This window comes from Bacteroides celer (assembly GCF_002632415.2).
In the GTDB taxonomy this organism is placed as follows: domain Bacteria; phylum Bacteroidota; class Bacteroidia; order Bacteroidales; family Bacteroidaceae; genus Bacteroides.
Genome location: NZ_CP178209.1, coordinates 4,792,879 through 4,818,871 on the forward strand (window position 1 = coordinate 4,792,879; position 25,993 = coordinate 4,818,871).

Below are 25,993 nucleotides of genomic sequence, written 5' to 3' on the forward strand. Positions count from 1 at the left end.
GCCGGAACTATTTAATAATAATTGTCATCGAAGCAGAATGCGAAGCGTATTCCGGTGCATAAGCACACTGCATAGTTGCCAAACCTGTTTCGTAAGTTCCTGCACGACTGACACGGTAACTATATTCCAACACGTATACACCCTTTCCTAAATGATCGAAGAAGAAATTAGTCGATGCATCTTTGATGTCTACGTAATAGCCAAGCCCGTTGTTCCAACGATAACCGGAGATACTGCCGATCGGTTCGAAACAAGCGCCCCGCTGATCTTTCAACTGTACAAAGTCCATCGGACGGTCTACGCGGATGCTCAAACGGGAAACAACTTTATCACCTACCTGAAGAACCGTTTTGGCAGTAATAGGTTGCAATTGAGGCACGTTATTCACTGTCCGCTCCACATACAACTGTTTCTCAACATTCAGTTCACCGCCCTGTTGTTTCACATCACTCACAGGAGATTCAAATTCTGCATACACAGCTCCCCAGGCAATACCCGGATTTCTCTTTTCCACTTCAATCTTGCGGGCATCCACCACATTCTTCTGTGTGAAAGAACGTTTGATATATCCCAATCCGGGAACAGTCGTTTTACTTGGACTAACAGTTTCCAGCACTTCATCAGCAATCACAATCCGTACATCTCCCTGATTGTCGAGTAAATTAGTACCCTTCATCAGCAATGCAAATACCGCATCGGCAGTAGCTACCGGAGAATTCCACTGTTGTGTCTGCTTTTGCTTCAACAACCAAAGTTTCATTTCTTCCACTGTATCGGTATTGCCGCCTGTCTGTTCCAGCGCTTCCATCACATCTACATGAGCCTGCATCTGCATTCCGCCCCATGTATACGGATTCTCGTTGAAAGCAAAGAACATTCCCTGTTCATCTGTCTTCGTCAGATGTTCTTTCAGAGAAGCGACAAACTCCTGCGCTTCCTTCTTGCGTCCGGCTTTATCAAGCACAATGGCGGCAATCGCTTTTGTATCCATCGAAGGAGAAGTCAGCAATTCTCCTACCTTAGAAAGATAATAGGTATAAGCCGCTTTATTGACTGCGGGTACCTGCTCTCCCGAAATAGCGATGAGATACAAATATTGCAGAATACTGCCCGAAACGCCCGTAAACTTCACACCGTCTTTCTGTGCTTTCAGGATTTCCTTATACTCGTCCAAAGCTGATTGATGAAGGTAAGCGAAAGCCTTCTGTTGCAAAGAAAGAGCCGATCCGCTTAATTTCTCACCTGTCAGCATAGCCAGACGGGCATTCAGTTCGGCGATATAGGTAGTTACAGATCGACTGCCGTTCATTCCTTTATACCAGGACCATGCCCCGTTTGAGTTCTGTAACTCCTGCAATCGAGTCAAAGCTGCGATATTATTACTACGGATGTTATTCAAATCAAACAAGGTGGCGATGCGCTCTTTCTGTTGCTCTTCCGTCTGTGCTTCGAGCACCCAGGGAGACTCGGACAAAATGATATTCTTCACTTCCTGATTCTTTTGCAGATTGCTCAAGAACGTTTCTTTCGTACCTCCTTGCAGTTTCCAACTTTCAAATACCGCTTTGATCTTCGGCTGACTGTTCATGATAAACGAAGCCAATGTATTGGCATAGTAGGCAGTCGCCCAGGAAATAGCGTTATTACTTGTCGGAAGACTCAATGAAGGCAATGCCTGAACGGCATACCAAGCCGGGTTTCCTGTAAATTCAACAGTCAGTTTACGATCTGTGGCTGTTTTACTTTGTTGATTGAACAGATGATCGAGTGAGAAAGTACGGGTTTCTTCTCCACGCACTGGCATTGGAAGTGTCTCCACCAAATGCTCTTTATTGCTAAGAACCGGAAGCAACTGTTGTTCTCCATCGCTGAAAGTACCACTGTCGGCAATCATCCGGCATCCCACTATTTCGTATTTATCACTAACGGTAAACTGGAAGTCCACACCCATTGTCTTTCCGGCAGCAAGGCTGAATTTCTGTTTTTGTGTACTGATAACCTTCTCTGTCATCGGGTCAAAAAGGACCAGACTGACCGTTCCGGCTTGCGGCTTACCAGTCATATTAGAGATAGAAGCTGCCAGAGAAGTCTTATCACCCACACGCACAAAACGAGGGAGATTAGGAGTCAGCATAAATTCTTTGCTTGTGGTAGCTTCGCCATCCAATGTTCCCGTCAACATTCCCTTTGTATGAGAATATCCACGGAAGTTCCAACGCGTCAAACTTTCGGGCATCGTGAAAGAGAAAGAGATCTCTCCCTGTTCATTGGTGCGAAGTTGAGGATAGAAGAATGCTGTTTCTGCTAAATTGGTACGCAAGTCGGCAGATGCTTCGGGAAGCATTTCGTTGTCAGATGCCTCATCCGCTTTTTCTTCCATGGGTATCATTTCTGATTGAAATTCAACATTAGTCATGGCATCAGCAGCCATAGCCGATTTCATCTTAGGCGCATTACTCCTTAAAGTTGCAACATCCAATGTCGAAACGCTACCTGTCACCGTCAACTTTCTCGTCGAGCCATATCCTCTCACTATTACTTCACCCATTCCTCCACTATTATAATGGTCCGATAGCATCACAAAATGGTCATACTCCAGTGATGGCACTTTGAGACTCTTCGTATTCCACCAATAATTGAATGAATTATTACCGGAATATCCACTCATCCAATTAGAATATGGAACAATCTGATTATAGTAGATTTGGAAATTCTGTTGCCGATTCCATATTTTATCCAAGGAGGCATCATACATCGTTGCCAGCATTTCCGCATTGGCAGCCTGCCCTTGCGGCGTTTTAATCGTCAGTTTCCATTCCTCCTTTTGTCCCGGACGCAATTTATCACGGAACACTTCCCACTTCATAGTCAGCGTCTTGTCAGGAATCCGTTTGGTCAGCCGCACCTGTTCCTGATAAACCTGTCCGTCTCTCACCATACAGAGATTCACAAAGACACCATCCCCATAACTTTCCCGATATGGATACTCGAAACGGACAATTGTATCTGACAAATTCAACGTCTTGCTCTCCAACAATTTATCACCGGAAAATACATTCATCATCACATAAGCATCTTTTTTCGACGTACCGAAACAGAACACGGCCGGATGGGCAGCATCAAATTCCGTATTTGCACCATAGAACCACATCGTCGTTTCTATGGGCGGACGTTTGTCCTCGACAGAGAAAAGAATCGTGTTGGTGTCAGCAGTCACTTCCTTGCCCTGATTGTCTTTCACTGATGCTTTCAGCACATAAGGTCCCGATGGAAGATTCTTCCAGTCGAGCGTCATGTCTTCATTAGAAGTAAAGGTTCCCGTTGCAACCGGTTTCTCTTCCAGCTGCTTAAAGTCCTTGTCTTTGGCAGGGTACAAGTAATAATTCCCCTTCACCTCCACAGGTTGTCCATTCAGGTTCTGCACTTTAAACATAGTTTCGAAGGGTTGATCCTTGCAAGTCTTATCTTGCAATTCCACCTGCAAAACCAACGAACGGTTTCCTGCCGAAATCACGTCCGTAGAAGATTGTGTTTCACCTGCCACGTTGGTAACAGTGGCCTCAATGGAATAACGATAATATACCTTATCGTTATTTTTATAAGAGTCACTTTCCTGCAGACGAACCGGTATCGTGAATTCTCCATTCTCATTGGCCATCACTTCGCCGGAAGCAATCTGCACGGATTCCGCAAACCGCCAAAGGCTGTATGCAGAACGTTTTACCGTATATTTCACCGGAAGATCCTGAAGCAGCACACCACTATAAGATTGTACCTTACCCTTCACCTGTACCTCATCACCCAGTTTGTAACTTCCTTGTTGCTTTTCAAAAGTGATATCAAATGTCGGACGTTTATAATCTTCTACCCGAATGCTTGTACGGCCTCTTCCCGCTTTCAAAGAGAACATTCCGTTCAGACAGGCCGAAGGCAATGCGAAATCGGTGGTAAACGAACCGAACTCATTAGTACGTACCGACTTCTGCCCTACTTCCTGATTGTTTACATCCAATAAAGTCACCGTATATCCCTTGTTCGGAAGTACATTCGCCGTATCCGATTGTTGAGAATAAGCAATTCCCTTCACATACACAGTCTGTCCGGGAAGATACAAAGAACGGTCGGTCAATAAAGTCATATTTTCAGTCACTTTATCTTCGTCGCCGTAATATCCGTAACTTCCTGCATAAATGCCTTGTTTCGGCATTGCCGTATCCGTCCCCTTGGAAGCTTTCAGATAGCGGTATTCAGATTTCCAGGGAAATACGACCTTACCCTCTTCGTTTGTCGTAAACTCCTGCAACACTTTTTCATCATTACTGTACATTGTCACTTTCGCATGGGGAATGGGATGCCCTGTCTGTCCATCCAGCGTCACCACTTGATACTGTTTTTCCGGCAGACGGCACGTCAGCACTTTGAAACGTGTTACATCAAACTTGCTTTCACTATCTCTCTTCGCACGAATATCCGGTATGATACGCATCACGTAAGATCCAAGTTCAGGAGCTTTGAATGTAAACACAGTGTCCTGCGTCCGATAATCTTTCGGACGAAGCACAGCGTAATATTGTTCCTTTATCAGTTTCTTCGCCTGATAAAGACGGACAGTGAAACCATCCAGATTTTTGTGTGAGACCCTTAATTCTATCTCTTCGTTCGGAAAAGCCAAATCAGATGCATTAACATTCAAATAAGGAGCCAATATCTCTTCCCGAAGATTTTTCAAAGCATTGATTCTGCGATAGCCCGGATAAAGGCGGATTGCCTCATCGCAAAGCTGCAATGCATTGAGCTGCTGTTGTTTGCCAATAGTATATCGGGCTTCTGCCAAATAGACTTCGGCACAGATGGGTTCGGAAGCATACTTGTTTTTCAATGTGTACAAAGCTTTCAGATAAGTATCTTCCGTCAGTACCGGAAGTTCGCCCTGTGCCTGGAGAGGTCGAATATTCCGATCAGCATTCCATCTCCATTCCAGATAGTTAAGTGCTGTCAACACATAACCTTCTTTTAATCCGGCTGCTTTATAAGCGGAAATCATATTTCTATAAATAGCTATTATATCTTGTTTTACCGGATTCACAGTACCGTCATTAGTAATCCTGTTACCCAGTTCTTCCACCCGTTGCAGTGCTTCAATGCTACGGGAAGCCAATAAATGATACATATCATGGTGATAGTATTCGCTCGTTTCTCCCAGTTCTACAAACGGAATATAGTCGCGTGAGGATGTTTTGAGCAGCAATACAGAATCGGCCAATGCCTCCTTTATATTTGTCCGCACTTTTTCGATGAACATATTGGCTGTCCATTCACGTATATCGGTGGCAGGTGTCTGGTCTACAATTTCTGTCCGTTGACGGAGTTGCCACTGGTTACTGGCTGCATAATCTGCATAGATTCCCGCTATCAAAGAGTGTAGGATGGCGCGATCCATTGGTTGGTCAGTCTGTTTCACCCATTGTTCCAGTCCTTTTAAATTAGCATAAAGACTGTCGGGATTCAACATTTCCCGATATTTCATCCGCCACGTATATGCTTTGAGCATTTGTGGTGAGTTTTTCTCTTTTTCCCCTTTCTGATAAATCTCATCAGTCAGTTTTATTACTGTCTTAGGCAAGCTCTTTTTCCCCGCTTGCTCCACTTCTTTCCATAATTTGTCGAAAGTTTGTGCTTGTACTGCCGGAATCACTCCCAACCATAGCAGCACCATCATACAAATCTGCTTTACTTTCATAATCTTTCTAGTTTAAGTTTGATATAAGTCTCACTCTTATAAATAACAAAGTAAGGAAATAAAGTTTAAAGATTTGTACTTTTTAGCTTAAAAAAAGCTTTTATCAAGCTACCAGCCCTATAGCATATTGCATAAACATTAGCCTATTAATCAACTCACTTTGGAATAAAATAAAAAGTCCAAAGGCTGCCACTCCGTTTGTTGTTTAATTGAAAAGTTTATCTTCTGCAATAAGATTAACCTATCTCTTACAAGTTCAAAAATGCAAAAGTATCTTGCACCTTACACTAATCCTGTGATAGTTAATTGATATACAGGATTTGTAGCAGTACAAAAAACAACTTTATGTAAAATTTTAGATATAAAAAATGGGGATATCGTATTTAATAACGTATCCCCACTCTAAACTTAGTTAATGTACTTGTTCTCATTTCTCAATTCTGTACCCCCATGAAAGCATTTCATTACGACCTACTTCACTAAGGATTTTTCTAACTAAAGAACTCATTTTCTTTGCCATAATCTTTAAACCTTTAAAATTACTAATTCCTGAAAACTAAAAAATAAAACTTACTTGTTTGGTTTGGTATTAATTGTTGAATATCCCCAAACATGTACATCGGCTTCGCCGATCTTTCTAAACAATCTTTTTAAACTTTTCATTTTGTTATCCTCCTAATTACATGTTTTACAACACAAAAATACAGCCTTTGTTTATACATTGATCTAAAAAAGAGAGAAATTTATGTTTTATAGCATATTTCTTGATTTGCATCAATTAATTTATTTGTTATACAGTAGAATTGTAATATACGCTGCAATAAATATGACAAAAGGCACAGATGAAATATCATCCGTGCCTTCACTATGGTTACCTATTATATAATAGGAGAATATTTATATAAAACCCGTTGGCGGAATTAAATAAATAACCGTATGAGTATTAAAAAGTTGTACATATCACTGATATTTAGTAAATTAGTAGTGACCAAACTATTAATTACAATCAATTCCATGCACAACTTATATGCAATATTCGTAAGATTTCTCGACATCTGCAAGCAATTGGCCGATAATTTGGTGAATGAGTCCGGCAATATCCCAAGATGTGGAGTGGTTCCCAGGTTTTCGGACTTGGAGATAATAGCCCTAAGCCTGACATCAGAAGCGATCGGTATTGACAGTGAATCTTTTCTGTTTTCCAAGCTACAGGAATATAGGACGGAAATCCCGAATCTGGTCTCCCGTCGACAATATAATGACAGACGGAAATACACGTCTTCACTCTGTAAGGTCATTCGTGAGAGGATGGTTCAACGTCTGGATGGATGCGAAGAATACTTTTGCATAGATTCCAAACCGATAGAGGTTTGTCGCTTAGCTCGTGCAAGACGATGCAAGATGGGGAAGAATAATTATGAAAAATCTCCTGCAATCGGCTATTGCGCCTCCCAAGGTGTATATTACTATGGTTATAAATTACATGCTCTCTGCGGATTGAACGGGGTTGTACATTCATTTGACCTGACAAAGGCCAATGTACACGACATTCATTATTTGAAGGATATAAGGACAGAATATAACAATTGCACTCTCATCGGTGATAAGGGATATATCAGCACAGAGATACAATTGGATTTGTTTGAAACAGTAAATATTAGTCTTGAAGTGCCATATCGGTCAAATCAGAAGGACTGGAAACCCACATTCGCTCCATTTGCGAAGTTCAGAAAGAGAATTGAGACACTTTTTTCACAGCTTTGTGATCAATTTATGATTGTTCGGAACTATGCAAAGGATATAGAAGGATTGTTCACCCGCATTATCGGGAAAATTAGCGCATTGACAATCCTACAATATATTAACAAACTAAATGGAAGACCCATTGGAAGAATTAAATATGCGCTGATTTAATTCCGCCAACGGGTTTATATAAAGAGAAATACGTTATTTCATTGGAGTTTGCTCCAAAGTTGCCACCAGAAAGTCATAGAACTTCTGTACGGTAGGAATCAACGCTCTTTCGTCCGGCGAATGCGGTGAACGCAAAGTCGGACCAAAAGAAATCATGTCCAATCCCGGAATAATAGCACCGATAATACCACATTCCAAACCAGCGTGAATCACTTTCACTGCAGGTTCTACGCCAAACTGCTGTTTATAGGATGACTTCATCGCATGCAAAATCGGAGAATTTACATTAGGTTGCCAACCGGAATATCCGCCTGTCATCTCTACCTTCATCCCTGCCATAGAGAAACAAGACTCTAAGCTGGTAGTCAGATATTCCTTCATGCTATCGCTTGAACTACGAGCCAAAATCTTAATGGCTGCCTTCCCTTCACCAATCGTAATAATAGCAAGGTTGGAAGACGTTTCTACCGTATCCGGAACAGTAGGGATCATACGTGTCACACCGTTCTGACAAGCAAAGATTGCATCAATCAGATTGTCTTGAATTTCTTCAGGTACTTCACCGGCAGGAAGTTCTACGCGTTCAGCTGTAAAACTGATCGGAGTTTCAATAGCCGAATATTCTTCATTGAACAGGTTTTCGCAGTATTTCACCAAGCCCAGCAGTTCTTCTTCATTTTCAGCCGGAATGGTAATAACCGCATGCGCCTCACGCGGGATAGCATTACGCATATTACCACCTTCCCAGCTAGCCAAACGGGCTTCATAGCTGGCAACCGCTTCACGAACGAAACGAACCAATAACTTATTGGCATTGGCACGCCCCTCATTGATTTCCAATCCCGAATGTCCGCCGCGCAATCCTTTCAAAGTAACTTTCACTGCGATATCTCCTGCTTCGGGAACTACTTCCTTATATTCCAAGGTAGCAGTTACGTCCATACCTCCGGCACAACCGATATACAATTCACCTTCATCTTCCGAGTCCAGATTCAACAGAATTTCACCGTTCAGGGTGCCCGGCTTCAAACCAAATGCACCGTACATACCGGTTTCTTCATCTTTAGTGATAAGAGCTTCCAGAGGACCGTGTTTCAGGTCTTTTGCTTCCAGCACGGCCATGATGGCAGCTACTCCCAGTCCGTTGTCCGCACCCAAAGTAGTACCTTTTGCTTTCACCCAGTCACCATCTATATAAGTTTCAATCGGGTCTTTTTCAAAATCGTGTACAGTATCGTTGTTCTTCTGCGGAACCATATCCATGTGCGCCTGAAGAATTACACCTTTCCGGTTTTCCATACCCGGAGTTGCCGGTTTACGGATAATCACATTACCTGCTTCGTCTACAAAAGACTCCAAGCCCAAGCCTTTTCCGAAACCAAGAAGAAATTCAGTTATTTTTTCCATGTGTCCTGACGGACGAGGAATCTGTGTCAACGAATAAAAATGCTTCCACACATTTTGTGGAGCTAAAGAAAGAATGGTACTCATAATAAATATTTTAAAACGATTTTAAATCTAATAATTAAACAGTGCCAAGTTATGGAAAAGTTTTCAGATGGCAAAGGACGTCAACAAAAACATTTAAGAATACACAGTTTTAGCTAAAATTTCACCCTCGATGTCTATTGGTGAATGGCAGAGCGGCAAATCCATAGATGCCCAACAGAACAACCAGAAAGGTTTGAATACCGTGTACAATCAGGGCAAAGATTCCGGCATCCGTCACATTTACTCCATAAAGCATCATCATAGAAATGATAGCGAAATGCCACGGCCCCGCCCCGTTGGGAGTAGGCACAATCACGGCAAACGTACCGCCCACAAACATGACCAATGCCGCCAGAATACCTAAATGCGCTGTAAAGGCAAAACAATAGAATGTGAAATAGAAATGGAGAAAGTAGCACGTCCAAATAGCCAGTGTATAAAAAATAAAGAGAGGAATGTTACGCACTCCCCTTAAAGACATAATCCCCTCCCATATATTAAGTACAAAGCCTTTCACCCGTTCGTAAAAGAACAGCGTTTTTCTTAAATAATAAAGAAGGATCGCCACACCGATAAAACAGAACAGGATGATATAAAACCATACTGAAGTCAAAAGATGAACAAGAGAGGGTATTTTTGTTCCGGTCTGTTGAAGAAAGGTGACGAAGATAGGTAATTGAAGCAAGACTGTGATGCCTGTGATGAGAAGAATCGTCAATGTATCGACCAATCGCTCCGTAACGACTGTTCCCAACGACTTGGCAAACGAGACGTTATCATATTTCGCCAAAACCCCGCAACGGCTCACTTCCCCGATCCGGGGAACTACCAGACTGGCAGCATAAGAAATGAAGATAGCATTCACACAATCGCTCTTTTTCGGGAAAGCGTCCAACGGTTCCAGTGTCTGTCTCCACCGCCATCCACGAAAGACTTGTGCGAACACCCCGAACACTAATGAGAAGAGCATCCACCACCAATTTGTACCGTGTAATAACACATCGCCCGCTTTTGTAAAATCAAAGTCGCGATACACCCAGAATAAGATAAAGCCGCCTAAAACAACCGGTAATATCAGTTTCAGTGTCTTTTTTAATAGTTTCTTCATCCTTAATTCTTCATTCTTCATTTAAAAGAATTACCTTTGTCGGCTGCAAAAGTAATTATTTAGTTGGTAAATGAAATTAGTAAAGCCTAAAAAGTTTCTCGGACAGCACTTTCTGAAAGATCTGAAAGTTGCGCAAGATATTGCCGATACTGTCGACACTTTCCCCGAACTGCCTATTTTGGAGGTGGGACCGGGTATGGGAGTATTGACCCAGTTTCTGGTGAAAAAAGACCGGTTGATAAAGGTCGTAGAAGTTGACTATGAGTCGGTTGCCTATCTTCGCGAAGCTTATCCGTCATTGGAGGACCACATCATCGAAGATGACTTTCTGAAAATGAACCTTCACCGGCTATTCGACGGCAAACCTTTCGTACTGACCGGTAATTATCCGTATAACATCTCCAGCCAGATCTTTTTCAAGATGCTGGACAACAAAGATATCGTCCCCTGCTGTACGGGAATGATTCAAAAAGAGGTAGCCGAACGTATTGCAGCCGGACCGGGCAGCAAGACTTACGGCATCCTTAGCGTATTGATTCAGGCTTGGTACAAAGTGGAATACTTATTCACAGTGAGCGAACATGTGTTCAACCCGCCCCCAAAAGTGAAAAGCGCTGTCATCCGCATGACGCGCAACGAGACTAAAGAGTTGGGATGTGATGAGAAACTGTTCAAACAGGTAGTGAAAACGACTTTCAACCAACGACGCAAAACATTGCGCAACTCTATCAAACCTATTTTAGGCAAAGATTGTCCACTCACGGAGGACATATTATTTAATAAACGCCCGGAACAACTATCGGTAGCAGAATTTATAGACCTGACCAATAAAATGGAAGAAGCATTAAAGACGGCAGGCAACAACCAACAACCGACTGATGGGCAGCAGTGAGCAGAGAACTGGATTTTGTAATTCGTAATTTGTAATTGACAACGATGAACGAGGAATACATTGACAACGTTAAACACCTTATTGAGCAAAAAGACGCCGATACGGTAAAAGGGCTTCTCATCGACCTCCATCCGGCCGACATCGCCGAATTGTGCAATGACCTGAATCCGGAAGCGGCCAAGTTCATCTATCGCCTGCTCGACAACGAAATTGCCGCCGACGTGCTTGTCGAAATGGACGAAGACGCTCGTAAAGAGCTACTCGAAATGCTCCCTTCGGAGACAATCGCCAAACGCTTCGTTGACTACATGGATACGGACGATGCCGTAGACCTGATGCGTGAACTCGATGAAGATAAGCAAGAAGAGGTTCTTTCGCACATTGAGGACATTGAACAGGCAGGTGACATTGTCGACTTGTTGAAATACGACGAAAATACCGCCGGTGGTTTAATGGGTACGGAAATGGTACTCGTCAACGAGAACTGGAGTATGCCCGAATGTCTGAAAGAGATGCGTCAACAGGCGGAAGAGCTGGACGAAATCTATTATGTATATGTCATTGACGACGACGAACGTCTGCGAGGTATCTTCCCGCTCAAAAAGATGATTACGTCTCCTTCTGTATCCAAAGTGAAACACGTGATGCAGAAAGATCCGATTTCCGTGCATGTAGATACTCCTATCGACGAGGTGGTACAGGCGATTGAAAAGTATGACTTGGTGGCCATCCCCGTTATCGACAGTATCGGTCGACTTGTGGGACAAATCACCGTCGACGACGTCATGGATGAAGTTCGTGAACAATCGGAACGTGACTATCAGTTGGCATCCGGTCTTTCGCAGGACGTAGAAACAGACGATAATGTATTGAAACAGACCACTGCCCGCCTCCCCTGGTTATTAATCGGTATGATCGGCGGAATCGGAAACTCTATGATATTGGGAAATTTCGATGCTACTTTTGCTGCTCATCCCGAAATGGCACTTTATATCCCGCTGATCGGTGGTACAGGAGGAAATGTCGGAACACAATCTTCGGCAATCATCGTACAAGGCTTGGCAAACAGTTCGCTGGATGCCAAAAACACATTCAAGCAAGTCACCAAGGAAGCAGTAGTAGCATTAATCAATGCCACGATTATCTCCTTATTAGTATACACCTACAACTTTATCCGGTTCGGTGCAACAGCTACGGTGACTTATTCCGTATCCATCAGCCTGTTTGCCGTGGTTATGTTCGCTTCCATTTTCGGAACACTGGTACCAATGACTCTGGAGAAGCTAAAGATTGATCCTGCAATTGCAACAGGACCGTTTATAGCCATTACAAATGACATCATTGGAATGATGTTGTACATGGGAATAACCGTTTTATTGTCATAAAAACACGATAAACAAAAAAAAATAAGCAAAATAGTATGAAGTAATCGTTTTATTTCATTAATTTGTGACCCAAAACTAATATACAATGATGGACGCTCATGACACTAATCACCCCTTGAACCAAGGGGAATTAGAAGAAGAAAAGAAAACAGTCGAGGTTTCTGAAGCTATTACAGAGACTCCGAGTGAAGAAGTTACTGCCGAAGTTCAACCTGAAGCAGCCCCTAAACCTGCCACTAAGGAAGATGTACTAAACCAGCTGAAAGAGCTTGCGCAAGATGCCGAAAATGCGAACAAGCAGGAAATTGACAATCTGAAACAATCATTCTACAAGTTACATAATGCCGAGTTGGAAGCTGCTAAGGTACAGTTTACAGACAACGGTGGAAACATTGAAGATTTTGTTGCCCAAGAGGACCCGACAGAGGAAGAATTCAAACGTCTGATGGGGGTTATCAAGGAAAAACGCAGCAGACAGGTTGCTGAGCTGGAACGCCAGAAGGAAGAAAACCTGCAAGTGAAACTTTCCATTATCGAAGAACTGAAAGAATTGGTGGAATCCGGAGATGATGCCAACAAATCTTATACAGAATTCAAGAAGCTGCAACAGCAATGGAATGACACGAAATTGGTACCGCAAGGCAAAGTGAATGAACTTTGGAAAAACTATCAATTATATGTAGAGAAGTTCTACGATTTATTGAAACTGAACAATGAATTCCGTGAATACGACTTCAAAAAGAATCTGGAAATCAAGACGCGCCTCTGCGAAGCTGCTGAAAAGCTGGCTGACGAGGAGGACGTGGTTTCCGCTTTCCACCAACTGCAGAAGTTGCATCAGGAATTCCGCGATACAGGTCCGGTAGCCAAAGAACTGCGTGATGAGATCTGGAATCGGTTCAAAGCCGCTTCTACCGCTGTCAACCGCCGTCATCAGCAGCACTTCGAGTCGCTGAAAGAGGCCGAGCAGCACAATTTGGACCAAAAGACCGTAATCTGCGAAATCGTTGAAGCGATTGAGTATGATGAATTGAAGACATTCTCTGCTTGGGAAAATAAGACTCAGGAAGTGATTGCCCTGCAAAACAAATGGAAAACCATCGGTTTTGCACCTCAAAAGATGAATGTGAAAATCTTCGAACGTTTCCGTCATGCCTGCGATGATTTCTTCAAGAAGAAAGGAGAATTTTTCAAGAGCCTGAAAGAAGGTATGAATGAAAATCTGGAAAAGAAGAAAGCACTCTGCGAAAAAGCGGAAGCTTTGAAAGATAGCACGGACTGGAAAGTTACTGCCGATGCGCTGACCAAACTTCAAAAAGAATGGAAGACCATCGGACCGGTAGCCAAGAAGCATTCGGATGCTATTTGGAAACGTTTCATCACTGCTTGCGACTACTTCTTTGAGCAAAAGAACAAGGCCACTTCTTCACAACGCTCTGTCGAAACAGAGAATATGGAAAAGAAGAAAGCATTGATCGAAAAGTTATCCGCTATCGATGAGAACATGGATACCGAAGAAGCAAGCAATCTGGTTCGGGATTTGATGAAGGAATGGAACTCTATCGGTCATGTGCCGTTCAAAGAAAAAGATAAGCTATACAAGCAATATCACGGATTGATCGATCAGTTATTCGACCGTTTCAACATCAATGCTTCCAACAAGAAGTTAAGCAACTTCCGTTCGAACATTAGCAATATCCAGGGGGGCGGCACTCAATCTTTATATAGAGAACGCGAGAAACTGGTACGTACTTATGAGAATATGAAGAATGAACTTCAGACTTATGAGAACAATCTGGGCTTCCTAACTTCTACTTCCAAGAAAGGCAGCAGCCTGTTGACGGAACTGAACCGCAAGGTAGACAAGTTGAAAGCAGACTTGGAACTGGTATTACAAAAAATTAAAGTAATCGACGAATCAATTAAAGCAGAAGAATAATCCTCTGCCCGATTTAGAGAAATAAAAGAAACAGGTTTTATGCTCGCTTGAGCAATAAAACCTGTTTCTCTTTTCTGCTAAACAAGCTTAGGGATATTCCTAAAATAGGAAAATTTAAGGCAACTAATTCATTGCGAGTTAGTTGCCTTTTTTTGTATCTTTAAGCATTCCCCCCAAAAAACGGTTTGACGGCCAAAACGGGGGTAATCTAAAATAAAAACACATGGTAAAGATACAAAAAATCTCTGAAATCGAACCTCGTTTAGGTTTTACTGAGTTCGATATGCTAAAAAAATATCGTCAAAGTTTTGCAACGAGTGAATTAGGTCGCCTCCATGCTCTATTTCCTTTCTCGGAACTGGCCCGACAAATGCATTTGAAGTCCTCTGCTTTGGGTCGTAAAAGTTATTTTTCTCCTGAGGGTAAAATAGCTTTGATGGTCCTGAAGTCCTATACCAACTTTTCAGATTCACAACTGATTGAACATTTAAACGGTAATATTCATTACCAGTTATTTTGTGGCGTTCAGATTGACCCGCTTCATCCACTGACCAATCCTAAAATCGTCAGTGCAATTCGTCAGGAACTAGCGGATCGCCTTGATATTGAGTCCCTCCAGCCTATTCTGGCTGACCATTGGAAACCTTATCTTGAGAACCTTCATGTCTGTATGACCGATGCCACCTGTTATGAAAGCCATCTGCGTTTCCCTACTGATGTCAAACTCTTATGGGAAGGTATTGTATGGCTTCATCGTCATCTGTGCAAACATTGCCGGACATTGTACATACAACGTCCCCGTAATAAATATCTTGATGTAAGCCGTGCCTATCTTGTTTACAGTAAACTGCGTAAACGCAGGAAATCACAGACTCGTATGATTACGCGCAGGTTACTTCAGTTATTGGAAAAGTTACTTGACCAGCTGGAGCAGCTTCATTCATCCTACAGGAACAGGCTTACACTATCCTCTGATTACCAAAGACGTTTCTCGGTCATACAGACAGTCCTTGAGCAAGGGAAGAATTTATTTACAGGCAAAAAAGTATCCAACCGTATCGTGAGTATCGACCGGCATTACCTTCGTCCCATTATCAGAGGCAAGGAAACCAAATCCGTTGAATTCGGAGCCAAAGTCAACAATATACAGATAGACGGAATCTCCTTTATAGAACATATCTCCTTTAAGGCTTTTAACGAAGGAGTACGTTTGAAAGACTGTATTCATCTGCAACAACAACTGACCGGGGTTAGGGTTAAGGCGCTTGCGGCGGATTCAATCTATGCCAATAATGCCAACCGGAAATTTTGTACAAAATATCATATAAGTACTTCCTTTAAGCGTAAGGGCAGAGCTGCCAAAGATGAGCCGCTTCGTAAGATCTTACGCTCGGAACTCAGCCGTGAAAGAGCTACCCGCCTGGAAGGAAGCTTTGGAACGCAGAAACAACATTACTCACTGGCTAGGATAAAAGCCCGAAACAGGAAAACGGAAATCCTTTGGATTTTCTTTGGAATACATACGGCTAATGCGGTATGTATGATAAAAAAGGTCGAAAAGAAAAAAAGAACGGCAGCATAATCGGACCAAAATAAGAGGAAAAAAAGGAGAGGTTTTAACTTCCCCTGAAAAAGACATGTACATAATGCATGGTTGGGAAGAAAAAAATAAGAATATGTAAATAATATTCTATAAAAAAGATAGAGGAATGGCAATTTGGCCGAAAAAAATAAGAGAAAAGCTCACGTAAAGTAAAACTTTTCTCTTGATTTATAAGAAAGAGGAACATTTACGGAATATCCCAGCTTATACAGCTTGTTTAAAGATTTATTTCTTAAACATCAACTTCACAGCTTCTTTTCACAGCAAATTTGCGTTTCTCTTGACTATGAATGTCCGGAAACAATAAAACCCTGCAAAAACTAATTCTTAGCAGGGTTCTATCTAAATTGACGTTGATTTTGTTGGGCTACCTGGATTCGAACCAGGAATGACAGGACCAGAATCTGTAGTGTTACCATTACACCATAGCCCAATAATTCCCGTTTGCGGGTGCAAAGATACAAATATTTTGGGAATTCAAAACAATTCTGATATTTTTTTTGCAAAAATGTCCAAATAAGCTTTCTAAACAAAAGTATCTCCACTAAAAAACACAAAAATTGAGGGATAACTTTCTTGTATCCAATAAATCAGCGTATATTTGTCAAAAATATCACGTTTATAATCAGAAACAAAGGGTTGCCTTTTTTTGTTATAAACAAATAGAGAACATAAATTATTAATCTCAATTACAGGAATGAACGATACTAAAGTATTAATTGAAAAAATAAAAGAAGGAATTCAAGAGAAAAAAGGTAAAAAGATAATCGTTGCCGATTTAACCAGCATAGAAGATACCATCTGTAAATATTTCGTTATCTGTCAGGGAAATTCTCCCAGTCAAGTGAGTGCCATTGTAGATTCAATCAAGGAATTTACACGCAAAGGTGCGGATAGCAAACCTTATGCAATCGATGGACTCCGGAATGCTGAATGGGTGGCAATGGACTATGCCGATGTACTGGTACACGTCTTTTTACCGGAGACAAGAGATTTTTATAATCTTGAACACCTTTGGGCAGATGCCAAACTTACTCAAATCCCCGATCTAGACTAATTAATGATTATGGACAATAATAATAGCAATAATAACAATAGCAATAAACCTAACAATAAGGTTAATATGCCTAAGTTCAACCTGAACTGGATGTATATGATTATTGCCCTTATGCTTCTCGGCCTCTGGTGGGGCAGTGATTCAAAGGGAGCTGGAAGCAAAGCTGTAACTTACAGTGAGTTTCAGGACTACGTAAAAAAGGGCTATGTAAGCAAAGTATTGGGTTATGAAGATAAGTCAATAGAAGCTTTTCTTAAACCGACTGCTGTAGGGGCTGTTTTTGGAGCGGACTCTACCAAAGTGGGACGTAACCCTATCATTACAAGTAGAACGCCATCTACCGATAAACTGGAAGAGTTTTTGCAGGCAGAAAAGGAAGCCGGTCATTTTGACGGTTCTTCCGACTATCCGCCCAAATCGGATATTTTTCCCGCAATCCTGATCCAGATACTCCCGCTTGTCTTGCTTGTAGCGTTATGGATCTTCTTCATGCGCCGTATGAGCGGAGGTGGCAGTGGTGGCCCCGGCGGTGTATTTAACGTAGGAAAATCAAAAGCCCAGCTTTTTGAAAAAGGTGGAGCCATCAAGATTACATTTAAGGATGTAGCGGGTTTGGCAGAAGCGAAACAAGAGGTAGAGGAAATTGTAGAGTTCTTGAAGGAACCGCAGAAATATACGGATTTGGGAGGTAAGATACCCAAAGGAGCATTGCTGGTAGGCCCTCCGGGAACCGGTAAAACTTTGCTTGCCAAAGCTGTGGCGGGTGAAGCTAATGTTCCTTTCTTCTCACTGGCAGGTTCTGACTTCGTGGAAATGTTTGTGGGTGTAGGTGCATCCCGTGTTCGCGACTTGTTTAAACAGGCCAAAGAGAAAGCTCCTTGTATCGTCTTTATTGATGAGATTGATGCCGTAGGACGTGCTCGTGGCAAAAATCCTGCAATGGGAGGAAATGACGAACGCGAAAACACCTTGAACCAGTTATTGACAGAGATGGACGGTTTCGGTTCCAACAGCGGTGTAATTATCCTTGCTGCTACTAACCGTGTAGACGTACTTGATAAAGCATTGCTCCGTGCAGGACGTTTTGACCGTCAGATACATGTGGATCTGCCCGACTTGAATGAACGTAAAGAAGTATTTGGTGTGCATTTGCGCCCGATCAAAATAGACGATAGTGTTGATGTAGACTTGCTGGCTCGCCAAACTCCGGGATTCTCGGGTGCGGATATCGCCAATGTCTGCAATGAAGCTGCATTGATCGCTGCCCGCCACGGAAAGAAATTTGTAGGCAAGCAAGACTTTCTGGATGCGGTAGACCGCATCATCGGTGGTCTGGAAAAGAAAACCAAGATTACTACGGAAGCTGAAAGACGTTCCATCGCTTTGCATGAAGCAGGACACGCCTCTATCTCCTGGTTATTGGAATATGCCAATCCGTTGATTAAGGTAACTATCGTTCCCCGCGGACGTGCATTAGGAGCTGCCTGGTATCTGCCGGAAGAACGTCAGATTACTACTAAGGAGCAAATGTTGGATGAAATGTGTGCTACTTTAGGAGGACGCGCCGCTGAAGATTTATTCCTCGGCCGCATTTCAACTGGTGCCATGAACGACTTGGAAAGAGTGACTAAACAGGCATACGGTATGATTGCTTATTTAGGTATGAGCGACAAGCTGCCGAATTTATGTTATTACAACAACGATGAATATTCTTTCAACCGTCCATACAGCGAAAAGACAGCCGAACTAATTGACGAAGAAGTCAAGAGAATGGTGAACGAGCAGTATGACCGCGCCAAGAGAATTCTGTCAGAGCACAAAGAAGGTCACAACGAACTGACGCAATTACTGATTGACAAAGAGGTAATCTTTGCGGAAGACGTTGAACGTATCTTCGGCAAACGCCCCTGGGCTTCGCGTTCGGAAGAAATCATGGCTGCTAAAGAAAGCCAGGATGCCGCAAGAGCTGAAAGGGAACTTGCCCAAAAGTTAAAAGAAGAAGAAAAAGAAATCAAAGAAGAAGAAGCTGAAAATACTGCAGAGGAGCAAGCCCCCATTGACACCAAAGTTGCCGCAGCAGGTAACAAGGTTACAGTGGAAGGCAAAGTTACCGTAGAGGGTAAGTCCAATGGAGAAGAACAAGCTAACGGGTCCAACTAATTAAAACGAATAGATTTTGATTAACAATTTCATAAAACGAGCTATTACGGGTGTACTCTTCGTTGCCATCTTGGTAGGGTGCATCCTTTATGACGCATTCAGTTTTGGCATTCTGTTCACCGTTATCAGTGCACTGACTATTTATGAGTTTGCACAGTTGGTAAATATGCGCGCAGAAGGAGTCAAGATAAACAAGACCATTAATATGCTCGGCGGGGCTTATTTATTCCTCGCAATCATGGGATTCTGCATTGATGCAGCCGATTCGAAAATATTCATCCCGTATGTGCTTTTATTGCTTTACATGATGATTAGCGAGTTGTATCTGAAAAAGGAGAACCCGGTACTTAACTGGGCTTATTCGATGCTTAGCCAATTTTATATCGGTCTGCCTTTTGCTTTGCTGAATGTATTGGCTTTCCATAATGATCCGGCATCGGAATTCAGTAGCATAAGCTATAATCCGATTCTACCGTTATCCATCTTTATTTTCCTTTGGCTGAATGATACGGGTGCTTATTGCATCGGGTCACTGATAGGCAAACACCGACTCTTTGAACGCATCTCTCCCAAGAAATCATGGGAAGGCTCTATCGGCGGCGGAGTTGTAGCAATCGGAGTATCTTTTATACTTGCTCACTACTTCCCATTTATGTCAATGATGGAATGGGCAGGACTGGCATTGGTAGTGGTTATATTCGGTACATGGGGCGACCTGACGGAGTCATTGCTAAAACGCCAATTGCACGTAAAGGATTCGGGAAATATTCTTCCGGGACATGGAGGGATGCTCGATCGGTTTGATAGTTCTTTGATGGCCATACCGGCAGCAGTCGTTTACCTATATGCATTAACGTGGTCCTAACAGGAGTTTTTCTCATCGATTAGAATTGCACACAATACAAAAGGTCGGGAACTTCGATAGAAGTATCCCGACCTTTTTCACACACAGTAAATCATAGTTAGGTTATCGGATCGAAGAAGTGGAGTGTACATCCTTCGCAGCTTCCGGCACACCTACCGGATGTTCCAGATCAAGAACGATCACTCTTCCTTCTCCATGTTCTCTTGAATTTATAGTCACTTTAAAACCTTTCATTGTTGATTCGGCATCTTTTTCCGTTGGGAAGAACTTTTCCAGATTATAAGAAACTCGTCCCCATCCCCAATAGTCAGTCACATCCTCATACGTATTATAACGCAGTTCCAAATGTACGTAACCATCTTCAGCTACATTCAATGTTCTCGGTTCTGATGGTTCTCCCGTTTCTATCTTATTTTGCACAAGGCTGATACGATGTTTCTCCGAGCGAGGCAGCTCCTGACGGAAAATAACATTCAGGAATTTTCCTCCCAACCACATGTCACCCTGATAAATCAGGATAGGATCATTGCCGAATTCCACCGCTTCTTCCTCTGTGGTCATATCTTCCACTTCCTTTGTCAACAATTCCTGTACACCTTCCATTTTCACCTGAACTCCTTTTCCTCCTTCCATGTCATACAAAGGATTGAAAAAGGCCACTACACGTTCACCGTCTACCGGTTTAAACCAAGGTATGGAAGTAGCAACCGGATCAATCAATCCCCAACGATCACCTTCCAAATAATAACCTCCTCCACCGGTTGCCCGAACGGTCGCCCAATCCCAACTGAAATCTCCGATAGAATAACCATCATCATCACATGATTGCAACATTGGCACTAATGCCAATAACAACATTCCTAAAAGCCACTTAAATTTTTTCATATCTTTTTCCTTTCTTTTTTTAGTCTTCTGCTTAATAAATAAAAAAGCCGTGCAATTACTGCATCGGCTTTACGTTTATTCAGAAAAAGAAAGTTATTTTTTCAACAAGCGCAGCATTTCACGAGCTGCATGACGGGGAGCACCGGCAGGCCCCAACCGTTCGGCCACATATTCATATCCCAAAAGCATTTCATTTCTATATGCTTCATTTTCAATGATATTTTTCAATTCACTTTGCATATTCTTCACGGTCATCGTATCCGCCACCAACTCTTTTACCACTTCACGGTCGGCAATCAGATTAACTAACGAAATAAATTTCACGGTCAAGATATGACGCCGCAAGAAGGAAACCACTTTCCCTATCGGAGTGTAATAACAAACGACTTGGGGAACACGAAACAATGCCGTCTCAAGAGTAGCCGTGCCTGAAGTGACCAAAGCCACATCTGCGTGCTGCAACAAACGATAGGTTTGATCGAAAATGATTTTCACTTTCGCTTCTCCTACATATTTTTTATAATAGTCGGGAGCAATGGCAGGAGCACCCGCCAGAACAAGCTGATAATCGGGAAAAGCAGAAGCAGCCTTCAACATATCCGGCAGATTATCTTTGATTTCCTGTTTCCGACTACCTGCAAGAAGAGCTATTACCGGTTTATCTTCCAGTTGATTCTCCGCAATAAACTGATCCTTATTTTTCGGATGAGCTTTCTGATAAGCCACCACCTCATCCACGGTAGGATTACCAACATAGTGGATGGGGTATTGATGCTTTCCTTCGAAGAACTCTACTTCAAAAGGAAGAATGGAGAAAAGTTCGTCTACATCTCGTTTTATATTCTTGATACGATACTCCTTCCACGCCCATATCTTCGGAGAAATATAATAATAAACCGGAATCTGTGTCTTTGCATGAACAAACTTGGCTATATCCAGATTGAATCCCGGATAGTCCACGAGAATAACAACATCCGGTTGCCAGGAAACAATGTCTTCTTTACAACGCTTCATATTTGCAAAGATAGTGCGCAGATGGAGCAACACGGGAATAAAACCCATGTATGCCAGTTCTTTATAATGTTTCACCATCGTTCCTCCGACGGCAGCCATCAAATCACCTCCGAAAAACCGGAAATCAGCCTGCGGATCTTTTGCCTTTAAGGCAGCCATCAGATGAGAAGCGTGCAAGTCGCCGGAAGCTTCGCCGACAATCAGATAATACTTCATAATAGTTGATAGTTGATAGTTGATAAATGATAGGTAATATCAACTAATTAAACCAGTTGTTAAGTTCATCCATAAAGTGATAAGCTGTCACATCAACCGTGGTCGGAGTGATAGCAACATAGCCATTTGCCAAAGCCCAATGATCGTTCTTCTCATTTTCATGTTCGTGATCGGTAAATTCACCGGTCAACCAGAAATAATTCGGATCGTTCAGACGGGGACAGGCAGCCCATTCGTTCGTCCAACGGCCTTTTGCCTGTTCACAGATTTTGATTCCTTTGATATCGGTTGTATCCGGGAAATTTACGTTCAGGCAGGTTAAAGGAGGAAGTCCTTTTTCCAGTACCATGGTGGCAATACTGCGAATATAAGGTCTGGCAGCTTCAAAATCGGCATCGGGTGCATGATTGCACAAAGAGAAGCCAATAGAAGGGATTCCATTCAAACAACCTTCGAATACCACTCCCATTGTGCCAGAATAGTGTACGTTAGTGGCGGAGTTATCTCCATGATTGATACCACCGACTACCAAGTCCGGTGTCCGGTCGAGCACTGTGTTCCGTGCCAATTTGATGCAATCGGTCGGTGTTCCCGAACATTTATAAACAGTTAAACCTACTTCTTTCTTTACTAACTGATAATGAACAGGTTGCGTCACCGTCAGCGCACAACCACTGCCCGAGCGCGGAGCATCAGGTGCCATTACCACAATATCTCCCAAAGGGCGAAGAAACTTCACCAGTTCATTAATCCCTTTAGCCATCACGCCATCGTCATTAGAAACAAGTATCAACGGCTTTTCATTTTCCATATCTTCAATCCTTTCCTTTTTTATATTCGCACAAAAGTAACAAAAAGAAGCCGTACCGCCAAACACCTCCCTACATCAGATCGAAAAGTCTCTTTCCACCCCACTCCTACCCGTTTACAAATCTTAATCTTCTGCAAGCGAGCAAAAAAAGAAATAGATATCCAATATAAATATGTATATTTGCAAGCTCGTTAAAGAGAAAAGAAGATGATGAACCTGTTGAAGTTTTATAACCGTTTCGTCCGACAGTTATTAACAAAACAGGCGACTTATCAACAGAAATTGCAAAGTTTCTCTTTTTTCGTAGGCGCTCTAAGGATTTATCACTTATTTCGCTGCCAATAAATTTAGAGAATATGGGAAAAATTATTGCTTTGGCCAATCAAAAGGGTGGTGTAGGAAAAACAACGACTACGATTAACCTCGCAGCTTCACTTGCTACACTGGAAAAAAAGGTTCTCGTGGTAGATGCCGACCCGCAAGCTAATGCCTCTTCCGGTCTGGGAGTAGACATCAAGCAGTCGGAATGCACTATCTATGAGTGTATTATTGACAGAGCCAACGTACAGGACGCTATCCTTGACACGGAGATTGATTCTTTGAAAGTGATCTCTTCGCACATCAATCTTGTAGGGGCAGAGATTGAAATGCTGAACCTCCCAAACCGAGAAAAGATACTAAAAGAAGTGCTCACTCCTTTGAAGAAAGAATATGACTATATTCTGATAGACTGTTCTCCTTCATTAGGACTAATCACGATCAACGCCCTAACGGCAGCGGATTCGGTGATTATTCCCGTTCAAGCCGAATATTTCGCTCTTGAAGGTATCAGCAAACTGTTGAATACCATCAAAATCATCAAGTCGAAACTGAATCCGGCTTTAGAGATCGAAGGTTTCCTGCTGACGATGTATGATTCTCGTCTGCGTCAGGCTAATCAGATCTATGACGAAGTGAAACGGCATTTCCAGGAACTGGTGTTCAATACCGTTGTTCAACGAAATGTGAAATTGAGCGAGGCTCCCAGCTACGGTGTTCCGACCATCCTTTACGATGCGGAATCTACCGGTGCCAAGAACCACTTGGCTCTTGCTAAAGAGATTATCAACCGAAATAAATAAAAGAAGAAGATATGGCAACACAAAAAAGAAATGCATTAGGACGCGGTTTAGACGCCTTGCTCTCAATGGATGATGTGAAAACCGAAGGGTCTTCTTCCATTAATGAAATAGAGCTGGCAAAGATTACTGTCAATCCTAACCAGCCCCGCCGTGAGTTTGACGAAACAGCATTGCAGGAACTGGCTGATTCCATTGCGGAAATCGGTATCATCCAACCTATTACTTTACGCAAACTCTCGGACGATGAATATCAGATCATCGCGGGAGAACGTCGTTATCGCGCTTCACAAAGAGCAGGCTTGAAAACAATCCCTGCTTATATACGCACTGCCGACGACGAAAACATGATGGAAATGGCGCTGATTGAAAATATCCAGCGTGAAGACCTGAATGCCGTAGAAATCGCACTTGCCTACCAGCATCTGCTCGATCAGTATGAATTGACACAGGAACGTCTTAGCGAACGTATCGGAAAAAAAAGAACGACGATCGCCAACTACCTGCGCTTACTAAAATTGCCGGCTCCAATACAGATGGCCCTGCAAAACAAGCAGCTGGACATGGGACATGCCCGTGCGCTGATTTCATTAGGCGACCCTAAACTACAAGTTAAAATATTCGAAGAAATACAAGAACACGGATATTCAGTCCGCAAAGTAGAAGAAATTGTTAAATCATTAAGCGAAGGAGAAGCGGTGAAAAGCGGCACACGGAAAATAACACCGAAACGTGCCAAACTTCCCGAAGAGTTCAACTTATTGAAGCAACAACTCTCTGGCTTTTTCAACACCAAGGTACAACTCACTTGCTCTGAAAAGGGAAAGGGAAAGATCAGTATTCCTTTCGGTAACGAGGAGGAACTGGAACGTATCATGGAAATCTTCGATACGCTAAAGAAGTAAATGACAAGAAAAAGTAAGAAATATCAGTTACTAGTCAGCGCCCTGCTTCTCTGTTTTTTACAGGTGGCAGGGATTGATGTGTATGCACAGTCCACTGTTACTCCGGTACGGAAAGATACAACAATCATACAGCGTGAAGCGCCGAAAGCCCGTGCACGAAGACATCGTGAGCCGATTGCACAGGATTCTACAAGACAGGATTCTATCCGGATTATACCCTCCAAAGAACTTCCGGCCATCGACAGTTTGTCGGCTGCCAAGATACAGATAGCAGACAGCCTGGACGCAGCCTACAAAAAAGAGCTGAAAAAGATAGAGCAGCCGGCATCGATTGTTGTAAAGACCGACAGTGTACCGCCAACGACTCAAGATATTAACAAGAAGATATTTATCCCGAATCCGACCAAAGCTACCTGGCTGGCAGTCGTATTCCCCGGTGGAGGACAGATTTACAACCGTAAATACTGGAAATTACCTATTATATATGGAGGATTTGCTGGTTGTGCTTACGCCTTAAGTTGGAACGGTAAGATGTACAAAGACTATTCGCAAGCCTATCTGGACATTATGGACAGCAATCCGAATACGAAAAGTTACGAAGATTTGTTGCCCCCGAACTCCACTTATAATGAGGAGCAGCTAAAAAACACACTAAAAAGAAGAAAAGATATGTTCCGTCGTTATCGGGACCTTAGTATATTTGCATTTATCGGAGTTTACCTGATCTCTATCATCGACGCTTATGTAGATGCAGAGTTATCCAACTTCGATATAACCCCCGACTTGAGTATGAAAGTAGAGCCGGCCGTTATTGATAATAACAACCAGTTCCGCTCCAACAGCTTTAAAAACAAGTCGGTTGGCCTGCAATGCGTATTACGATTTTAAAA

Annotated in this window: 17 protein-coding genes and 1 tRNA gene; 11 read left to right on the forward strand and 7 right to left on the reverse strand. The window is 42.6% G+C overall.

Features of this window, described 5'->3' with window-relative positions; translation table 11 throughout:
• Nucleotides 1–7: 7 nt before the first annotated feature.
• On the reverse strand, nt 8–5,740 hold the full coding sequence (locus tag CJF29_RS19515; RefSeq protein WP_176553188.1) for an alpha-2-macroglobulin family protein: 5,733 nt from the start codon (nt 5,738–5,740) through the stop codon (nt 8–10).
• Between the two features lie 936 nt (nt 5,741–6,676).
• Here CJF29_RS19515 and CJF29_RS19520 point away from each other — a divergent pair.
• A complete protein-coding gene (locus CJF29_RS19520) occupies nt 6,677–7,654 on the forward strand; it encodes an IS982 family transposase (protein ID WP_070752807.1) in 978 nt (325 codons plus the stop codon).
• 33 nt (nt 7,655–7,687) lie between these two features.
• Here the strand turns inward: CJF29_RS19520 and CJF29_RS19525 are convergent, their stop codons facing one another.
• Both CJF29_RS19525 and CJF29_RS19530 read right to left on the reverse strand, forming a co-directional pair.
• A complete protein-coding gene (locus CJF29_RS19525) occupies nt 7,688–9,145 on the reverse strand; it encodes an aminoacyl-histidine dipeptidase (protein WP_074556838.1) in 1,458 nt (485 codons plus the stop codon).
• Nucleotides 9,146–9,266: 121 nt separating this feature from the next.
• Nucleotides 9,267–10,253, reverse strand: coding sequence for a lysylphosphatidylglycerol synthase transmembrane domain-containing protein (locus CJF29_RS19530; RefSeq protein WP_074556839.1), 987 nt, complete (start codon nt 10,251–10,253; stop codon nt 9,267–9,269).
• A 70-nt stretch (nt 10,254–10,323) separates the two neighbouring features.
• Between CJF29_RS19530 and rsmA the strand changes: the two genes are divergently transcribed.
• From rsmA to CJF29_RS19550, 4 genes are all read left to right on the forward strand, one after another.
• Nucleotides 10,324–11,145, forward strand: coding sequence for a 16S rRNA (adenine(1518)-N(6)/adenine(1519)-N(6))-dimethyltransferase RsmA (gene rsmA, locus CJF29_RS19535; protein ID WP_099146490.1), 822 nt, complete (start codon nt 10,324–10,326; stop codon nt 11,143–11,145).
• 44 nt (nt 11,146–11,189) lie between these two features.
• The gene (mgtE, locus tag CJF29_RS19540; RefSeq protein WP_099146489.1) at nt 11,190–12,530 is read left to right on the forward strand and encodes a magnesium transporter; all 1,341 of its coding nucleotides are present in this window, start codon (nt 11,190–11,192) and stop codon (nt 12,528–12,530) included.
• Between the two features lie 85 nt (nt 12,531–12,615).
• On the forward strand, nt 12,616–14,469 hold the full coding sequence (locus CJF29_RS19545) for a DUF349 domain-containing protein (RefSeq protein ID WP_099146488.1): 1,854 nt from the start codon (nt 12,616–12,618) through the stop codon (nt 14,467–14,469).
• A 223-nt stretch (nt 14,470–14,692) separates the two neighbouring features.
• Nucleotides 14,693–16,051 carry a transposase gene (locus CJF29_RS19550; RefSeq protein ID WP_099146487.1) on the forward strand — a complete coding sequence of 453 codons (1,359 nt, stop codon included), beginning with the start codon at nt 14,693–14,695 and terminating at the stop codon, nt 16,049–16,051.
• A gap of 383 nt (nt 16,052–16,434) precedes the next feature.
• On the opposite strand, the gene CJF29_RS19555 is transcribed toward CJF29_RS19550, so the two are convergent.
• A tRNA-Gln gene (locus CJF29_RS19555) sits at nt 16,435–16,505 on the reverse strand.
• Nucleotides 16,506–16,769: 264 nt separating this feature from the next.
• On the opposite strand from CJF29_RS19555, the gene rsfS reads away from it, so the two are divergent.
• From rsfS to CJF29_RS19570, 3 genes are read left to right on the forward strand one after another with little or no spacing between them, the layout of a single operon-like run.
• Complete coding sequence (rsfS, locus tag CJF29_RS19560) at nt 16,770–17,129, forward strand: ribosome silencing factor (RefSeq protein WP_004301405.1); 360 nt, start codon at nt 16,770–16,772, stop codon at nt 17,127–17,129.
• Nucleotides 17,130–17,138: 9 nt separating this feature from the next.
• Entirely contained in the window at nt 17,139–19,289 is a 2,151-nt protein-coding gene (ftsH, locus tag CJF29_RS19565; protein ID WP_032852107.1) for an ATP-dependent zinc metalloprotease FtsH, read from the forward strand.
• 16 nt (nt 19,290–19,305) lie between these two features.
• Nucleotides 19,306–20,154, forward strand: coding sequence for a phosphatidate cytidylyltransferase (locus CJF29_RS19570; protein ID WP_099146486.1), 849 nt, complete (start codon nt 19,306–19,308; stop codon nt 20,152–20,154).
• Nucleotides 20,155–20,256: 102 nt separating this feature from the next.
• On the opposite strand, the gene CJF29_RS19575 is transcribed toward CJF29_RS19570, so the two are convergent.
• The 3 genes from CJF29_RS19575 to surE form a co-directional block, all read right to left on the reverse strand.
• Nucleotides 20,257–21,039, reverse strand: coding sequence for a NigD-like protein (locus CJF29_RS19575; protein WP_099146485.1), 783 nt, complete (start codon nt 21,037–21,039; stop codon nt 20,257–20,259).
• Between the two features lie 93 nt (nt 21,040–21,132).
• Complete coding sequence (gene lpxB / locus CJF29_RS19580) at nt 21,133–22,269, reverse strand: lipid-A-disaccharide synthase (protein ID WP_099146484.1); 1,137 nt, start codon at nt 22,267–22,269, stop codon at nt 21,133–21,135.
• Between the two features lie 43 nt (nt 22,270–22,312).
• Nucleotides 22,313–23,080 carry a 5'/3'-nucleotidase SurE gene (gene surE, locus CJF29_RS19585; protein ID WP_009000354.1) on the reverse strand — a complete coding sequence of 256 codons (768 nt, stop codon included), beginning with the start codon at nt 23,078–23,080 and terminating at the stop codon, nt 22,313–22,315.
• Between the two features lie 356 nt (nt 23,081–23,436).
• Between surE and CJF29_RS19590 the strand changes: the two genes are divergently transcribed.
• The 3 genes from CJF29_RS19590 to CJF29_RS19600 are packed head-to-tail and all read left to right on the forward strand — an operon-like array spanning nt 23,437 to nt 25,991.
• Complete coding sequence (locus CJF29_RS19590; protein ID WP_009000353.1) at nt 23,437–24,201, forward strand: ParA family protein; 765 nt, start codon at nt 23,437–23,439, stop codon at nt 24,199–24,201.
• 11 nt (nt 24,202–24,212) lie between these two features.
• Nucleotides 24,213–25,103 (forward strand): ParB/RepB/Spo0J family partition protein, encoded by an 891-nt coding sequence (locus tag CJF29_RS19595; RefSeq protein ID WP_009000352.1) that lies wholly within the window; start codon nt 24,213–24,215, stop codon nt 25,101–25,103.
• Nucleotides 25,104–25,991: a DUF5683 domain-containing protein gene (locus tag CJF29_RS19600; RefSeq protein ID WP_099146483.1), complete on the forward strand. Its 888-nt coding sequence runs from the start codon at nt 25,104–25,106 to the stop codon at nt 25,989–25,991.
• Nucleotides 25,992–25,993 lie beyond the last annotated feature (2 nt).

What these genes read in the sequence shown, in the direction of transcription:
- CJF29_RS19515 (WP_176553188.1), bottom strand. Translation starts at nt 5,740, where the DNA reads ATGAAAGTAAAGCAGATTTGTATGATGGTGCTGCTATGGTTGGGAGTG.
- CJF29_RS19550 (WP_099146487.1), top strand. Translation starts at nt 14,693, where the DNA reads ATGGTAAAGATACAAAAAATCTCTGAAATCGAACCTCGTTTAGGTTTT.
- mgtE (WP_099146489.1), top strand. Translation starts at nt 11,190, where the DNA reads ATGAACGAGGAATACATTGACAACGTTAAACACCTTATTGAGCAAAAA.
- rsfS (WP_004301405.1), top strand. Translation starts at nt 16,770, where the DNA reads ATGAACGATACTAAAGTATTAATTGAAAAAATAAAAGAAGGAATTCAA.
- CJF29_RS19545 (WP_099146488.1), top strand. Translation starts at nt 12,616, where the DNA reads ATGATGGACGCTCATGACACTAATCACCCCTTGAACCAAGGGGAATTA.
- CJF29_RS19525 (WP_074556838.1), bottom strand. Translation starts at nt 9,145, where the DNA reads ATGAGTACCATTCTTTCTTTAGCTCCACAAAATGTGTGGAAGCATTTT.
- rsmA (WP_099146490.1), top strand. Translation starts at nt 10,324, where the DNA reads ATGAAATTAGTAAAGCCTAAAAAGTTTCTCGGACAGCACTTTCTGAAA.
- CJF29_RS19530 (WP_074556839.1), bottom strand. Translation starts at nt 10,253, where the DNA reads ATGAAGAAACTATTAAAAAAGACACTGAAACTGATATTACCGGTTGTT.
- CJF29_RS19575 (WP_099146485.1), bottom strand. Translation starts at nt 21,039, where the DNA reads ATGAAAAAATTTAAGTGGCTTTTAGGAATGTTGTTATTGGCATTAGTG.
- lpxB (WP_099146484.1), bottom strand. Translation starts at nt 22,269, where the DNA reads ATGAAGTATTATCTGATTGTCGGCGAAGCTTCCGGCGACTTGCACGCT.
- CJF29_RS19600 (WP_099146483.1), top strand. Translation starts at nt 25,104, where the DNA reads ATGACAAGAAAAAGTAAGAAATATCAGTTACTAGTCAGCGCCCTGCTT.
- surE (WP_009000354.1), bottom strand. Translation starts at nt 23,080, where the DNA reads ATGGAAAATGAAAAGCCGTTGATACTTGTTTCTAATGACGATGGCGTG.
- CJF29_RS19595 (WP_009000352.1), top strand. Translation starts at nt 24,213, where the DNA reads ATGGCAACACAAAAAAGAAATGCATTAGGACGCGGTTTAGACGCCTTG.
- CJF29_RS19590 (WP_009000353.1), top strand. Translation starts at nt 23,437, where the DNA reads ATGGGAAAAATTATTGCTTTGGCCAATCAAAAGGGTGGTGTAGGAAAA.
- CJF29_RS19520 (WP_070752807.1), top strand. Translation starts at nt 6,677, where the DNA reads ATGAGTATTAAAAAGTTGTACATATCACTGATATTTAGTAAATTAGTA.
- ftsH (WP_032852107.1), top strand. Translation starts at nt 17,139, where the DNA reads ATGGACAATAATAATAGCAATAATAACAATAGCAATAAACCTAACAAT.